This window comes from Kribbella sp. DT2 (genome assembly GCF_049844575.1).
Classification (GTDB): Bacteria; Actinomycetota; Actinomycetes; order Propionibacteriales; family Kribbellaceae; genus Kribbella.
In genome coordinates, this window is the sequence record NZ_JBNCLH010000003.1 from 589,438 (window position 1) to 604,011 (window position 14,574).

At 69.5% G+C, this 14,574-nt stretch carries 15 protein-coding genes; 5 read left to right on the forward strand and 10 right to left on the reverse strand.

Annotation, left to right across the window (positions count from 1 at the left end; translation table 11 throughout):
* Positions 1 to 40: 40 nt before the first annotated feature.
* Both ACLQ2O_RS16130 and ACLQ2O_RS16135 read left to right on the forward strand, forming a co-directional pair.
* Positions 41 to 859 (forward strand): MerR family transcriptional regulator, encoded by an 819-nt coding sequence (locus ACLQ2O_RS16130; RefSeq protein WP_425831956.1) that lies wholly within the window; start codon positions 41 to 43, stop codon positions 857 to 859.
* A 16-nt stretch (positions 860 to 875) separates the two neighbouring features.
* Complete coding sequence (locus ACLQ2O_RS16135) at positions 876 to 1,232, forward strand: VOC family protein (RefSeq protein WP_425831958.1); 357 nt, start codon at positions 876 to 878, stop codon at positions 1,230 to 1,232.
* A gap of 205 nt (positions 1,233 to 1,437) precedes the next feature.
* Here the strand turns inward: ACLQ2O_RS16135 and ACLQ2O_RS16140 are convergent, their stop codons facing one another.
* The 3 genes from ACLQ2O_RS16140 to ACLQ2O_RS16150 all read right to left on the reverse strand — a co-directional run bounded on the left by ACLQ2O_RS16140 (position 1,438) and on the right by ACLQ2O_RS16150 (position 3,850).
* The gene (locus ACLQ2O_RS16140) at positions 1,438 to 1,743 is read right to left on the reverse strand and encodes an ArsR/SmtB family transcription factor (protein WP_425831960.1); all 306 of its coding nucleotides are present in this window, start codon (positions 1,741 to 1,743) and stop codon (positions 1,438 to 1,440) included.
* A 156-nt stretch (positions 1,744 to 1,899) separates the two neighbouring features.
* Complete coding sequence (locus ACLQ2O_RS16145) at positions 1,900 to 2,898, reverse strand: phosphotransferase (protein ID WP_425831962.1); 999 nt, start codon at positions 2,896 to 2,898, stop codon at positions 1,900 to 1,902.
* Between the two features lie 367 nt (positions 2,899 to 3,265).
* Positions 3,266 to 3,850 (reverse strand): TetR/AcrR family transcriptional regulator, encoded by a 585-nt coding sequence (locus ACLQ2O_RS16150; protein WP_425831964.1) that lies wholly within the window; start codon positions 3,848 to 3,850, stop codon positions 3,266 to 3,268.
* Positions 3,851 to 3,898: 48 nt separating this feature from the next.
* On the opposite strand from ACLQ2O_RS16150, the gene ACLQ2O_RS16155 reads away from it, so the two are divergent.
* Positions 3,899 to 4,648, forward strand: a complete 750-nt coding sequence (locus ACLQ2O_RS16155; protein WP_425831966.1) for an SDR family NAD(P)-dependent oxidoreductase — start codon at positions 3,899 to 3,901, stop codon at positions 4,646 to 4,648.
* A gap of 68 nt (positions 4,649 to 4,716) precedes the next feature.
* On the opposite strand, the gene ACLQ2O_RS16160 is transcribed toward ACLQ2O_RS16155, so the two are convergent.
* Both ACLQ2O_RS16160 and ACLQ2O_RS16165 read right to left on the reverse strand, forming a co-directional pair.
* A complete protein-coding gene (locus ACLQ2O_RS16160; RefSeq protein WP_425831968.1) occupies positions 4,717 to 5,376 on the reverse strand; it encodes a LuxR C-terminal-related transcriptional regulator in 660 nt (219 codons plus the stop codon).
* Positions 5,367 to 6,698: a sensor histidine kinase gene (locus ACLQ2O_RS16165; RefSeq protein WP_425831970.1), complete on the reverse strand. Its 1,332-nt coding sequence runs from the start codon at positions 6,696 to 6,698 to the stop codon at positions 5,367 to 5,369. The genes ACLQ2O_RS16160 and ACLQ2O_RS16165 overlap by 10 nt, the downstream gene beginning before the upstream one ends.
* 132 nt (positions 6,699 to 6,830) lie before the next feature.
* On the opposite strand from ACLQ2O_RS16165, the gene ACLQ2O_RS16170 reads away from it, so the two are divergent.
* Positions 6,831 to 7,508 carry a DedA family protein gene (locus ACLQ2O_RS16170; protein WP_425831972.1) on the forward strand — a complete coding sequence of 226 codons (678 nt, stop codon included), beginning with the start codon at positions 6,831 to 6,833 and terminating at the stop codon, positions 7,506 to 7,508.
* A 58-nt stretch (positions 7,509 to 7,566) separates the two neighbouring features.
* On the forward strand, positions 7,567 to 8,181 hold the full coding sequence (locus tag ACLQ2O_RS16175) for an NADPH-dependent FMN reductase (protein ID WP_425831974.1): 615 nt from the start codon (positions 7,567 to 7,569) through the stop codon (positions 8,179 to 8,181).
* Between the two features lie 191 nt (positions 8,182 to 8,372).
* Here ACLQ2O_RS16175 and ACLQ2O_RS16180 read toward each other — a convergent pair whose 3' ends face one another.
* The 5 genes from ACLQ2O_RS16180 to ACLQ2O_RS16200 form a co-directional block, all read right to left on the reverse strand.
* Positions 8,373 to 9,014 (reverse strand): VOC family protein, encoded by a 642-nt coding sequence (locus ACLQ2O_RS16180; RefSeq protein ID WP_425831976.1) that lies wholly within the window; start codon positions 9,012 to 9,014, stop codon positions 8,373 to 8,375.
* 82 nt (positions 9,015 to 9,096) lie between these two features.
* The gene (locus ACLQ2O_RS16185) at positions 9,097 to 11,616 is read right to left on the reverse strand and encodes an FtsX-like permease family protein (protein ID WP_425831978.1); all 2,520 of its coding nucleotides are present in this window, start codon (positions 11,614 to 11,616) and stop codon (positions 9,097 to 9,099) included.
* Complete coding sequence (locus ACLQ2O_RS16190; protein WP_425831980.1) at positions 11,613 to 12,401, reverse strand: ABC transporter ATP-binding protein; 789 nt, start codon at positions 12,399 to 12,401, stop codon at positions 11,613 to 11,615. The genes ACLQ2O_RS16185 and ACLQ2O_RS16190 overlap by 4 nt, the downstream gene beginning before the upstream one ends.
* 70 nt (positions 12,402 to 12,471) lie before the next feature.
* Positions 12,472 to 13,593, reverse strand: a complete 1,122-nt coding sequence (locus ACLQ2O_RS16195; RefSeq protein ID WP_425831982.1) for a condensation domain-containing protein — start codon at positions 13,591 to 13,593, stop codon at positions 12,472 to 12,474.
* Complete coding sequence (locus ACLQ2O_RS16200) at positions 13,590 to 14,513, reverse strand: hypothetical protein (protein WP_425831984.1); 924 nt, start codon at positions 14,511 to 14,513, stop codon at positions 13,590 to 13,592. The genes ACLQ2O_RS16195 and ACLQ2O_RS16200 overlap by 4 nt, the downstream gene beginning before the upstream one ends.
* Between the last annotated feature and the right edge of the window lie 61 nt (positions 14,514 to 14,574).

Below are 14,574 nucleotides of genomic sequence, written 5' to 3' on the forward strand. Positions count from 1 at the left end.
TGTTGACCCTCCGGTGGCCGGAGGGTGCAAGGTTTGCTTCATGACGGCTTCGGTGACCATCGGGGAGTTCTCCCGGCTCACACATCTGAGCGTGAAGACGCTGCACCACTACCACGACATCGAGCTGCTGGCGCCTGCCGCGATCGACCCGAGCTCGGGCTACCGCCGGTACGAGGTCACCCAGGTGCCGACCGCTCAGCTGATCCGCCGGCTGCGCGACCTGCAGATGCCGCTCGCGCAGGTCCGGGAGGTGATCGAGGCCCCCGACCTCGCCACCCGCGACCAGACGCTCCGCCTCCACCTCGACCAGATGGAACGCGAGCTGATCCGCACCCAGGAGGTCGTCGCGTCGCTGCGCTCGATGCTCACCCTCGCGCCGACGGACCTGTCCGTCGAGTACCGCTTCGTTCCCGCCTTCCGCGCGTACGCCGTCACCGACCGCGTCCCGCGCGACCAGATCAGCGCCTGGTGTGGCGCGACCTTCGGCCGCCTCGGCGCGATCGCCGGGCAGCTCGGGATCACCGCGACCGCCGGAGCGACGTACAGCGACGAGTTCTTCACCGAGGACGCCGGCGAGGTCGTCGGCTTCCTGCCCGTCGCGCCCGGGCAACCGCCGTACGAGGGCGTCGAGCTCGTCGATCTCCCGGCCGGCTTCTTCGCGGTGACCGTGCACACCGGCCCGTTCACCGACTTCGACCGCACGTACGGCGCTCTCGGTAGTCACGTGGCCGAGCACTGCTCCGTTGCTCCGGGACCGATCCGTGAGCTGTACGTCGTCGGCCCCGCCGACACGACCGATCCGAACACCTACCAGACCGAGATCTGCTGGCCGATCCAGCGGATCCCCACGCCGTACTGATCGAAAGGGCTGAACCATGTCCATCTCCCTCGCGCAGATCGCCGTCGACAGCGCCGACGTCCGGGCCCTGGCCACCTTCTGGGCCCAGGTCTTCCAGACCGATGTCGATGCTGGAGGCAACGAGTTCATGTCCACCGTGAACCGTGCCGGCGGCAGCGGACCGGCGATGATGTTCCTCCAGGTCCCGGAGAAGCCGGCCGGTGCCAAGAACCGCCTGCACCTCGACCTCAGCAGCTCCGACTGGGCCGCGGACGTCGACCGCATCATCTCCCTCGGCGCGAAGCGGGAGGCCGAGTTCAACGAGTACGGCACGCACTGGATCACGCTGACCGACCCCGAAGGCAACGTCTTCGACCTCGCCGAGGCGCACTAGCTCGGGCACCATCGCGTCGAGGGCAACGAGGCCCGCCACCTCCGCCCTGCCGCAGCGTCCGAAGAAGCCCTCCGCCCACCGCCACCTCGCCCGCCGCAGCGTCCGAAGAAATGCGTTGCGTCCGAAGGACCCGAGGCTATAGCGCACCTTTCTTCGGACGCGTCGAGTTTCTTCGGACGCTCGGGCGGGGGCGGGGGCGGGAGAGTCAGTCCATCGTGTCGAGGTGCGCCTCGAGTGCGTCCAGCCGGCCGCGCCACAGGTCGCGATACGGCTCCAGCCAGGCGTCGATCTCAGCCAGCGGCGCGGGCCGCAGCCGGTACCACCGCCGCTGCGCGTCCTGCCGCACCTCCACCAACCCGGCATCCCGCAACACCTTCAGATGCTTCGACACAGCAGGCTGGCTCAGCTCCAAGCCATCCACCAGTTCCCCCACCGGCCGCTCCCCGCCCCGCAGCAGATCAAGGATCTCCCGCCGACGAGGCTCCGCGAGCACCCCAAACGTAGTTGCCATAAGAGGAATATACGCCCGCCCGACGCGATCACCGCTGGTCCGCCGGCTTCTACTTCGGAGACGGGGCTTGCTCGGCCAGGCGGCTGTGGGTCGACGCCGAGTGGGCGAGCCTGGCCTGACTGTTGTTGAGTGGTCGTGTGTACGTGACTTCCCAGCTCACCTGAGGAACTCGGCGTACTGCGGGTTGTTCAGGAGCTTCGCGGTGAGCGGTACGCCGGAGTCGCGATCGAAGGGGTCGGCGTCGTGGGCGTTCCCGACGAGCAGGGCGTGGGTCGCGCGGTAGGTGAGCAGGTCGTCGGCGGAGTAGCCCAGACGGGCGATCATCGCGGCGTCGAAGTCGGCCTCGATGGCGCGGGTGTCCGGTGACCAGAGTGCATAGAGGGCTGCGGCGCTGGCAGCGTCGAAGACCGGGTCGCCCGCCATGCTCAGGAGGCCGAAGTCGAGCACGCTGACCGGCCGGAGGTTCTCGTCGACGAGGATGTTGCCGGCGGTGACGTCGCCGTGGACGAGTTGGTTATCGGTGGTGAGGGCGCCGTAGGCGAGCTGACTGTCGGCGGTGATGTCGCCGTGGACGAGTTGCGTGTCCGCCGTGTGCCCGATCGCAGCGAGACGTTGCTGCAGGCAAGCAAGTTTGGTGTCGAAGTTCTCGACGACGCGGTCGAGCTGGTCGCCGTACGTTGCAACGCGCCGGGTCAGAAGGGCTGAGAGCGCGCCACGCCAGGACTGCCCGATGGGGCGGAACGGCTCGGTTTCGTCGAGCACGCTCATCGCGAACAGGGCGGGCGGCGCGGAAGTGGTGGCGAGCTCGGCGACGACGTCGATCACGCAGTCGCGGGCAGCGGGCCAGGTGCTGGTGCCGAAGGCGGGGGCGACCTCGTGCAGTGGGCGGCCGGGGAGCTCGGCCTCGATGGTGACAAGCCATTGGGTGCCTTGGTGGATCTCGAGGATCTCCGGGGTGTGGAAGGGGAGCCGGATCTCGGCGTACAGGTTCTGCAGGCGTTCGAGCTCCGCGCGCGGCACGTGGAACCAGACCTTTGCGACCCGGTGATCGCCGAGGTGGAAGACGGCGCCCTGCATGCCGATCGCGAGGAGCTCGGGGGCTTGGTAGCCGAGGGTGCGGACGTGCTCGGGGATGACGTCGTCGGTGTACTGCACCCGGTTGAGCCTAGGGTGTGTCTGGCAATTCTCGCCTACTGCGCGGCACTCGGCACGGCACCTCGGAGCACTGGAGCAAAGCCCACGATGGAAAAACATCGAGGGCTTCACTCCAGCACTCCGAGCTGCCGCACCGAGCACCTGCTCGCTACGGCGACAATTGCCAGACACACCCTAGGCGGCTCTGCTGCTGATGCCGACCGGATTTCCGGCTAGGCCCCCGGAGGGGATCGATCGGAGTGGCGACGAGAGTCGACGTCGCCGGGTCGTCGCCCATGCGGCAGGTCCCCGCCTGGTGGACCTGCCGGCTTCAGGTGAAAACGGTGGGAAGCTGGCGGCGAGGGCTTCGTGGCAGCTGTCGACCGGTTCAGGTGAAGTCGGCGGGGAAGGTCGCGGCGAGGGCTTCGTGGACGAGGGTGGGGAGGTGTTGCTTGCCGTCGGTGCGGGCCCAGTGGACGAGGGCGATGTGGGTGGCGCCCAGGCAGGCGCCGGAGATCGCGCGGGTCTGGAACTCCTGGTCGGGATCGGGCTCGTCGCCCCAGAGTGCGGTGACGATCGCGTCCTGGGTGGCGTACTGGTTGTCGAGGTGCCGCGCCCTGAGGGCGGGGATGTCGACCATCAACTGCAGGCGGACGAGCAGCAGGTCGCGTTGATCCGCGGTGGTGGCGGCGGTCGCGGCCTCGACCAGCGCATTGCCGACGCGTCGTGCCAGTGGATCGTCGGCGGGACTGTTGACCAGAGCGTCGAGGCTGATCGGCGGGTGCTCGCCCCAGGTGACGAGGTCCTCCTTGGTGGGGAAGTGCCGGTACACGGTCATCGCGGCGACGCCGGCCGCCTCGGCGACGGCGTTCATCGTGGTCGCGTCGTACCCGTCGCGCTGGAACAGCCTGATCGCCTGGCGCTGCAGCAGCCGCCGCGTCTCGATCTTGCGGCGTTCGCGAAGACTTGACATGTGGTAGATAGTATCAAAGTGTTAGTCACTACCACTTAAGGGGATTTGATGAACAAGAAGATCGCGCTGGTGACCGGGGCGTCGCGGGGAGTCGGGCGAGTGGTCGCCGAGCGGCTGGCCGCCGACGGTCTGCACGTCGTCGTGCACTTCAACGGACACGAGACAGAAGCGAAGGAGACTGTCGCCCGCATCGAACGAGCAGGCGGTACGGCGACGCCCGCCCAGGCAGACCTTGGCCAGGAGGAGGGCGTCCGCGAGTTGGTCGACGCCGTCCGTGCGGCGTCTGACGGCCGGCTGGATGTCTTGATCAACAACGCGGCCGCTGTCCCGACCGGGCCGATGGCGACGGACACGCCGGAGCAGTTCGACCGCCTCTTCGCGGTGAACGTCAAAGCGCCGTACTTCCTGATCCAGCAGGCCCTGCCGCTCCTGGTCGACGGCGGGCGAATCGTCAACCTGTCATCGGTTGCCACCCGCATGGCCAATTCCACCCAGACCTCCTTCGCCATGACCAAGGGTGCGGTGGAGGTGATGACGCGCACGCTGGCCCGGGAGCTCGGCTCGCGGGCGATCACCGTCAACGCCGTAGCTCCCGGCGCTACCCGGACCGACGTCAACGCCGACTTCTTCGTCGGTCTGGAGGACGCCATCACCCACCTGACCGCCCTGGGACGCCTGGGCCGGGCCGAAGACGTCGCCGACGTGATCGCCTGGCTCGCCTCCGACCAGGCACGCTGGATCACGGGGCAGATCGTCGACGCCAGCGGCGGTCTGCACCTGGGACCAAAGTTCGGCTAGCCCCGCCCCGGCGGCCAGTTTCCCCAGCCCTGTCCCGGCGGCCAATAGGTGTCGCCGTCCGGCGATGACTAGCTGGTGAGGTAGGTGGCGATGGCCAGGCTGCGGCGGTTGTAGCCGGGGTCGTCGTGGATGGCCAGTTTGTCGAAGATGGCGTAGACATGTTTTTCTACGGCGCTTTGGGAGATGAAGAGCTTCGCGGCGATGCCGCGGTTGTTGTGGCCTTCGGCCATCTTGGCGAGGACCTCGTGCTCGCGGGGAGTGAGTTTGCTGAGGGGGTCGGTGTGGGTGGTGCGGGCGAGTAGCTGGCGGACGACGTCGGGGTCGAAGGCGACGCCGCCGGCGCCTACTCGGTCCATGGCTTCGAGGAACTCTTCGACACGCATGACGCGGTCCTTGAGGAGGTAGCCGAAGCCTTCCTGGCCTGACGTGATGAGCTGGGTGGCGTAGGACTTCTCGACGTACTGCGAGAGGACCAGCACTCCGACCTCCGGCCACTCGGTGCGGATGGTGAGGGCGGCGCGCAGGCCCTCGTCGGTGTGGGTCGGGGGCATGCGGACGTCGACCACGACGATGTCCGGCGCGTTCCCGGCGTCGACGGCGGAGCGGACAGCGGTAACCAGGGAGTCGCCGTCGCCGACCGCGGCGGGGACCTCGTGCCCCTCCTCCTCGAGCAGTAGGACCATTCCTCTGCGCAGAAGGATGTTGTCGTCGGCCATCATCACTCGCACGGCAGCTCCGCTCGGATCGTGGTCGGCCCGCCGGGCGGGCTGTCGATGGTGAAGGTGCCGTCGTAGGCGGCGACCCGGCCGGCCAGACCGGTGAGTCCGCGCCCGCGGGGGTCGGCGCCGCCGCGACCGTCGTCCGTGACGGTGACGACGACCGAGTACGGCGAACCCGTGCCCGCGGGTGGCTCTGGCGGGAGCCCGGCACCTGGCGCCGGTGCGTGAGCAGTGATCCCTGAGGGCACGGCTGGTCCGGCGGACTGGACAGTGATCCTGATGCGCTGTGCTCCTGAGTGCTTGATGGCGTTGGTGAGTGCTTCGGAGATGACGAAGTAGACGGCCGTCTCGATCGGTGCCGGCGGGCGGGTGGGCAGGTCGTAGGTCAAGGTGACCGGGATGCTGGAGCGTTCGGCCAGCACGCTGACCACGTCGTGCAGGCCCAGTTGGTCGAGCACGGTCGGGTAGACCCGCCACGCGACGTCTCGGAGATCGGCCAGGGCCTGCTCCGACTCGTCGTGGGCTTGGCGGACCAGGTCGGCGGCGTGCACCGGGTCACGGGAACGACGGGCCCGGCTGAGCAGCAGGCCCAGCGCGACCAGGCGTTGCTGGACGCCGTCGTGCAGGTCGCGCTCGATCCGGCGGCGTTCGTCGTTCACGACCTGGACGACCTCGGCCCGGCTCAGGGTGAGCTCGGAGACCCGGCGCGCCAGGACGTCCTCGGCCGACGGGGTCAGGTGATGGCGGGCCAGGGCGACGTCGAGCTGGCTGACGCCGGCGATTCCCATCACGTTCAGGTAGAGCAGGACGAGGCCGGGGATCGCGGCGACGGCGATCGTCGCCGTACTGACCGTGCCGCCGTCCTCCTCGATGAACCCCCAGGCGCCGCCGAAGATCCAGGCCGACACCATCGACCCGGCCACCACCAGCCCGAAGACGAGCAGCAGCAGGACCAGCCCGCCGAGCAGGCCGAGCGGCCAGCGGCGGGCGACGTAGCTGAACGCCTGGCGGTCGGCGTACGGGCCGAGGTCGTGGACGTCGTGGAAGCGGGCGAGCCGGCGCCGCTCGAGGGAGGCGAGTTGCCGGGCGCAACGATGGGTGGTCCTGATCACCGTGCGGCGTGAGCGGGGCACGGCGACCATCGGGATCAGGCCGAGCGCGAAGACCAGGAGGAATCCGAGCTCGACGACGGCCAGCAGCGCGCCGAGCGTGACGCCGGTCAGGGTCCGCGCGCTGCGTCCGAGCAGCGTGCCGCGCCAGAACGGCGTGGTGCTCCCGGCTGGTGCGCTGTGCCCGAACGACGTGGTGGGGCGCGGATCGATGGCCTGCATACGCACCAGGCTAGTGGGCACCGGAGGAACAGAGACTGTGGTTTTCCACAGTTCTGTACTGTGGAAAAGCCGAGCAATTACGACGGTCGACCACAGGGCGCGAGCACGGTTCGCGGACCTAGCGTCGACGCCATGAACTCGACGAACCAGGTGATGATGACCGCGCTGCAAGCGACGCAGGAACCGACCGGTGGGGTGGCCGGGTGGGCCATCGACATGATGGAGAAGCTAGGGGCCCCGGGCGCGGGCCTCGCGGTGGCGTTGGAGAATCTGTTCCCGCCGCTGCCCAGTGAGGTGATCCTGCCGCTGGCAGGTTTCGCCGCCAACCGCGGTGATCTCGGGCTGGTCGCCGCCATCTTGTTCACCACCCTCGGCTCGGTGGTCGGCGCGCTCGCGCTGTACGGCGTGGGCGCGGTGCTCGGCCGCGACCGGACCAGGGCGCTCGCGGCCAGGCTGCCGCTGATGAAGATCGAGGACGTCGACAAGGCGGAGCAGTGGTTCGCCAAGCACGGGCCGAAGGCGGTGCTGATCGGACGGGTCGTGCCGGTCGTGCGCAGCTTGATCTCGGTGCCGGCCGGGGTCGAGCGGATGTCGATCGTGCTGTTCCTCGGGCTGACCGCGCTCGGCAGCCTGGTGTGGAACTCCGCGCTGATCGTCGCGGGCTACGCGCTCGGCGAGAAGTGGCACGTGGTGGAGTCGTCGGTCGGCGTCTTCCAGTACGTCGTGATCGCGGTCGCGGTGGGCGCGGTGGCCTGGTTCGTGGTTGTCAAGGTGAAGGCGAAACGTTCGGATCCTGAGAAAGTCAAGTAGGCCGCTCGACTTTGGTTACGCTCGGGATCTCACTGCCGAACCGCTGGAGAGATGACCGATGCCCTCAGTCGCTTTCGAATCGCGCGTCGTTCCCGATCCGCCGGTCTGGCCGCAGTCGGTGGTCACCGTGGTCGGCAACCCTCGGGAGGGCTCCCGGACGGCGGCCGCCGCGGCCTTCGTCGCGGAGCTGCTCAGCTCGGAGCTCGGTACGCCGTACCGGCTGGACGACCTGGTCGATCTGGTGATGTTCGCGCCGGCGATCTTCCAGGGGGACGCGGCGGGTGACGCCGAGCGTGCCGCGCTGGAGAACGCGGTCGACCTGGTGTCGTCGGCGTCGCTGGTGGTGGTCGCGACGCCTGTGTACAAGGGGAGTTACACGGGGTTGTTGAAGAGCTTTCTCGATGTCCTGCGGCCGGGGGCGCTCGCGGGGGCGGTGGTGGTGCCGGTGACGGTGTCGGCGGCGCCTTCGCACAAGTTGCTCGCCGATCAGCATCTGCGGCCGGTGCTGGCGGAGCTGGGGGCGAGCGTGCCGGTGCCGGGGGTGATTCTCGAGGAGCGGGACCTGGAGGATCTGCAGGTGGTGCTGTCGGCGTGGATCCGGCAGAACGCGGGGATCGTGCAGGCGACGACGATCGCGCTGCGTCCGATCGCGGAGCCGACGCCGGCGCAGTAGACAGGCGGTTGTCCTGCGGTCGGGGGCTGGGGCGGGTATGCCGGACCCGGCGCCCGGCGCCCGGCGCCCGGCGCCCGGCGCCCGGCGCCGAGGGCCGAGCGCCGAGGGCCGAGCGCCGAGCGCCGAGGGCCGAGGGCCGAGGGCCGAGCGCCCAGCGCGGCCGTCGGCTGCAGGCGCAGCGCGGCTGACGGTTACAGGACCGGGCGCGAGGAACGGCCGGTGGGGTTGCCGGTCATTTCGGTGTCGAAGGTTGCTTGGGCTACCTGCATCGCCTCGGCGTACCGGGGGTCGGCGAGGCGGGCGCCGACCTCTTCGGCGGGGACGTCCTCGACGTGGGCGACGATCCACCAGATGTTGCCCCACGGGTCGCGGATGCGGCCGCCGCGGTCGCCCCAGGCGGCGGTGGAGAGTTCGGTGACCACTCGGGCGCCGGACTCGACGGCGCGGGCGAACGCCTTGTCGGCGTCGGGGACGAAGATGCGGAGCAGGGACGGCATCGCGGGCCAGTCGGGGCGGCGGTCGAAGGCGAGCAGGACGGTGTCGCCGACGCGAATCTCCGCGTGGCCGACCAGGCCGTCCTCGGTGTCGATCCGGGCCAGCTCCGCACCGTCGAAGACAGTCGCGACGAAGTCGAGCAGGGCGCCGGTGTTGTCGGTGACGACCCAGGGCGCGAGCGTGGTGTAGCCGGCGGGGGTGGTGGTGCTCGCGGGAATGGTGCCGAGAGTCGGGGTGGCGGCGGTGTTGCGGGCGGGCGGGGTGGTGCTGTTGGCGGGGGTGGCGCCAGGGGTCGGGGTGGAGGCGATGGCGCCGGTCGGGGACGTACTGGTGGTCATGGAGGAGTCCTAAGCAAAGAGGAGGAGAGCCTTGCGTTGAGCAAGACTCTCCTCCTGGTAGCGGTCAGGTACTGGCCTCTACTTAGTCGGGGCGGGAAGTTGTCTCGGCGGGGCTGGTGCGCAGTACGCCGGTAGCCGGGATCAGGGTGGACAGGTAGGTGAGCCCAGCTGCGGCGGAGACGATCGCCAGGTAGATCCACCACGGACCGTGTGGCACTCCGGAGCCGGAGACCGTTGCGGCGAAGGGGATCAGGGTGGCCAGGGCGACGACTGTGCCGAGGAGGACTCCGGCGGCGATGACCAGGGTGCTCTCGGTGGTCAGCATGCGCAGGACCTGGCCGCGGGTCGAGCCGGTCAGTCGCTGGAGCGCGAACTCACGTCGCCGGCGGATGGTCGACGAGGCCAGCGTGTTGACCACCGAGACCGCCGTGTAGCCGATCAGCAGGCCGACGAGCATGTAGTTCACCCACGCCTGGGTCTGCAAGTCCTCGCTGTTGCCGGCGATCAGTGCTTCCCGCCCAGACACCTGTACGCCGGCTTGCGTGCCGGCCAATGCGGCCAGCGCCGGTGCCGGGTTCGCGCCCGGGGTGTAGCGAACGAGGATCTGCGGAGTCAGCCGGTCGGTGGTGTGTGCGGCGAGCAGATCGGCCGGCAGTACGAGACTCTCGTACCCGCGGTCGGCGGCGAAGGTCGCGATCACCCGCAGCTCGACAGGAGTCCCGTCGCCGAGCGTCAGCTTGATCGTCGAACCGAGCCCACGGCCGGTCTTCTCGGCCATGTGGTCCGGCACCGCGACCGTCGTACCGGTGAGGCCTTCGAGGGAGCCTGAGGTGATCCGGACCGGTGCGGCACCTTCCGCGCCCTGAGCGCTGACGCCCAGCAGGGGTGCGCCGTCCTCGTCGAAGGGTGCGTTCCGCGGCTCGTCGACGGCGCCGTAGCTGGTGACGTACGCCGAAGCGCTGGCGATGCCCGGCACCTCGCGGACCTTCGGCAGCAGCGACGACGGCAGCCCGGTTCCGGTCGCCGAGCCGAGGACGCCGTCCGCCTTGAGCTCCTTGGTGAACGCCTGCTCGGAGGCGTGCACCTGGGTGGTCTGCATGTAGATGTTGGCCGTCGAGATCCCGACCGCGAGCATCACCGGCATCACCGCGGCGGACATCGCCACCGAGCGGGCCGTCACGTTGATGATCGCGAGGCGGCCGTTGACCCGGCTCACGGCGTACAGGGGCCAGCGGACGAGGGCCAGGACGAGCTTGGTCCAGAACGGACCGAGCAGCGTGATGCCGATCGCCCAGCACAGGACGGAGGGGCCGGCGGTCGCGGCCGCGAGCGGACCGGTCATCACGGCGACGGTGACGATCGCCAGCGCCATCGCGCCGCCCAGGAAGAGCACGCCGAAGAGCAGACGGATCCAGCTGAACCACTTGCGCTGCAGGCCGGACTCGACCAGCGCCTCGACCGGCTTGATCCGGGCCGACTTGCGAGCCGCGATCAGAGCGGCGCCGACGGAGGCCAGTACGGCGGCGCCCGCGCCGGCGGCGAACGGGATCCAGCCCTGGTGGAACTCCAGCACCGGTGAGGCGACGCCGTTCTCGGCGAGCTGGTCGAACAGGAAACGGCCGAGCAGGACGCCGGGCACGAGTCCGATCAGGACGGCGGGGAGCGAAACCAGTAAGGACTCGCCGAGGATCATCCTGCGGACCTGGCCGGGGGTGGTGCCGATGCTGCGGAGCAGGGCGAACTCGCGTTCGCGGTGCTGCGCGGACAGGGCCAGGGTGGACGCGACGACGAACATCATCGTGATCGTGGCGATGCCGCCGAACGAGCCGGCGACGGCGATCAGGGCTTCGCGGGACTGCGACGCCTTCGGGTGCTCGGCGAGGCCGCGGTCGGCGCCGGTGTGCAGGGTGAGGCCGAGGTCCTCGGTGGCGTTCTCGACAGCCTTCTTGACGGCGCCGATGTCCTTGCCGGGGGCAACCAGTATGCCGAGGCTGGAGAACTTGCCGGGGGTCGCGGCCAGGCGGGCGGCCTCGGGTGAGGAGAAGAAGGTGTGGCCTGCCGGGCCGTCGGCGATGCCGCGGACCGTGTAGGTGGTGGGCTCACCGTTGGTGAGCAGCGTGATGCGAGAACCAACAGAAAGCTTGGCAGTACGGGCGGTTGAGCTGTCGAGGACAACGTCGTTGGGAGCTGCGGGCGACGTACCGGATACCAGCTTGTACGGCGCGAGACGAGCGGAGGTCCAGGAGTGACCTTCGGCAGGCAAGAAGCTGCCGACCGCTTGAAGGGGCGTCGGGAACGTCAGGTCGCCGATGACCTCGGTGACGCCGTCGACCGCGCGGATCTTCGCGGCGGCTTCGGCGGGGACGCCGACCTGCTCGCGCAGGGGCGTGGGGTCCTCGGCGCCGGGGCGCGGGTGGCTCTGGCGGCCGGTGACCACGATCTCGGCGGCGTCGAGCCGCTCGGCGGAGACGTTGGAGCGGATGCCGGTCTCCATCAGGCCGCCGCAGGCCAGCACGATCGCCGTACCGAAGACGACGGCGACGAAGGTCGCGATGAATCCACCCTTGCGGAAGCGCAGGGTGCGTACAGCGAGCTTCATCATCGCGCGGCCGCCAGGCTGCGGGCGCGAGCGCGGGCCCCGAGGTGCGTGAGGCGTTCGGCGACCTGCTCGGCCGTGGGGGCGAGAATGCTGCCGGCCAGTTGGCCGTCGGCGAGGAAGACGACCTGATCGGCGTACGACGCGGCGACCGGGTCGTGGGTGACCATGACGACGGTCTGGCCCTGGCTGCGGACCGGCTCGCGCAGCAGTTCGAGTACGTCGGCGGCGGTCTGCGTGTCCAGCGCGCCCGTCGGCTCGTCGGCGAAGATGACCGCGGGCCGTGCGACCAGCGCCCGGGCGATCGCGACGCGCTGCTGCTGACCGCCGGACAGTTCGCCCGGACGGTGCTTGTGCCGGTCGCCGAGTCCGACCCGCTCCAGCACCTCGCGCACCGCGGCCTTGTTCGTACGCCGTCCGTCGAGTTCCTGCGGCAGCGTGACGTTCTGCCACACGGTCAGCGCCGGCAGCAGGTTGAACGACTGGAACACGAACCCGATCCGCTCCCGGCGCAGCTCGGTCAGCCGGCGCTCGTTCAGCCCGGCCAGCGGCTGGTCGTCGATCGACACCGTGCCGGACGTCGGTCGGTCGAGGCCGGCGGCGCAGTGCAGGAACGTGCTCTTGCCGGACCCGGACGGGCCCATCACCGCGGTGAACGTGCCGCGGGCGAAGCTGATGCTGATCCCGTCGAGCGCGACCACCGCGCCGGCGCCCTTGCCGTAGACCCGGCGGACGTCGTTCAGCACGACGGAGTTCGACGTTCTCTGGAGTGATTCCTGCTTGCGCTTCATACCCAGAACGCTACGAAGATCCGGCCGTCGGCCCCAGGGAGCTGAGCCGCCGTTGTGAGTGGTGCTAGGCCTACCCCAGCAGGTAGTCGCGGAAGGTGTGGACGAGAGAGGTGACCAGCGGCTCGGTCCAGTCGGTGCCGTCGCCGCTGAAGTGGCCGATGAGTACGCCGGTCGTTGCTGGGCGCATCCGGATCGCCAGGGCGTCGGCCAGTCCGGTGTCCTTGGGGCCGGCGGCTCCGACGACGTCACCGCGAACCGAACCGAAGGAGTAGGCACCGGGCCACTGTTGCGGGACGTACTCGAAGAACGGGGTTCGAGACGGTACGTCCAGTGAGAGCACGGGAAAGCGGGCGTAGCGGCTGCAGTTGACTACTGCGTCTCGCATGGCTGGTACGTCGGCTGCCAGGGAGCCGGTCGAGCGGGGGACAGCCAGGACCGACGGGACGATGCAGGGGCCGAGTACTCGCTGCCAGGCCGGGCGGTCGCGCTTGCTGAACAGGGTGTTGAGGACGAGCGTGTCGCCCTCGGCGGGGTTCATCGCTGCGCTCAGTGCAGCCAGGAGGGTGACGAGGGGAGTGCTGCGGTGCTCGCGGGTGAGCTGCTCGACGCGAGCGACCTCGGCCGGGGAAAGGAGGTCGCTGCGGTAGGCGAAGGGCGAGCCGGCGTCAGCGGGAGCGGAGGAAGAGGAAGCGGCGGAGGGGGCAGGGGACGGTTGCGAGCAGACCTTGGCGTCGGTGACTTGGCTCCGCCACCACTCGCTCGCCGCATCCGCAGTGCGGTCGAGCTGTGAGGCCTCGTCGAGGATGTAGTCGGCGAACTGCACAGCAGGCGGCAGTTCCTCGCCGGAGTACAGGGCGGCCAGTTCGGACAGAGCCAGCCAGAGAGTGACCGGGTCGGAGACCATGTGGTGCAGGTGGAGCGTCAGGTGGTCAGCGGAGAGCTGCAGGCGTACGGGAGCCTCCAGTGGTACCGGGACGTGCAGAGCGGACTCAGAGACGAGTTCCAGCGAGGCGTTGGCGTTCAGTACGTCGTGCCGTCGCTGCAGTTCTCCGAACGCCGAGGCCAGCTGGTCAGCGTTCAGTGCATCGTCCAGAGCGAGCATGGCGTTCATGGTGAACCAGGGGCCCACTGCGAAGCCTGGTCTGCGGGCGTCCATGTCCAGTGCGAAGGTCTGCCACAGCGACGGCCTCACAGCAGCTCCTGGGAGTAGTCCGGTACGTCAGCGGTGAGCAGAGCGGTGTGCAGTTCCTCCAGCACCTCCACTGCGAACCCCTTGCGCTGCCAGTCCTCGAAGGAGATGCCGTAGCCCAGTGAGATCCACAGGTCGGCGTTGCGCTGCTCGTGCGTGCCGAACGGCTCCAGCAGCACCAGCGGTGTCGCCGACCACAGCGAGTCGAGCAGAGTGCCGCCGCCGGGTTTGCTGACGGACGCCAGCGCCTGTCGACACAGGTCGAAGGAGCCGTGGTGGCCGGTGCGTTGGACAGGCTGCGCACCTGCCGGCCCGAAGGGCGGGTAGCCGTCGTCGAGCCAGGGGTGCCAGTCCGGGTCGATCATGAAGTACCGCACGCCACTACCAGACAGGTCGCGCTGCTCGTAGGCGACGACGTCCAGGTCGAAGCCTGCCTCCACCAGTTCGCCGGCGCGTTCCCGGTAGGTCCCCATGCCCCAGCCGCCGCCGTGCACGAGCAGGCGCCGGTCCCGAGCAGCCCACGGCACCGGAGCGTCCCGGGTCACGGGGATGCTGCACGGTACGACGCCAGTCTCCGCGTCGGCCAGCCACACGTGCCGCACCAGCAGCGAGGTCGAGCCGGCCTTGTCGAACGACGGTGACTGCACCGAGTCGACGTGGCAGATGTCCACCGGCACAGGACCGTGCGCGGCGACGTACTGCTCGACAAGGGCGAGCCAGAAGCCGGAGAAGACGACGAAGCGTGTCACGCCGCGTTGCTGCCAGTCGGTGAAGAGCTGCTCGACTGCACCAACCTCCGTCGACACAGCGGCGTTGCGGGCGAGCTTCTGGCCGGCCAGAGCGACCCGGAAGTCGCGGTGGAAGGCCTGCTTGGAGCGAGCAGTGGTCTCGAGGGTGTCCGGGCGCATCAGTTGTTCGAGCACGGAGACGGAGGCACGACCACCTTGCTCGCGGATTCGGTCAGCCAGAAGCAGTCCAGGGACG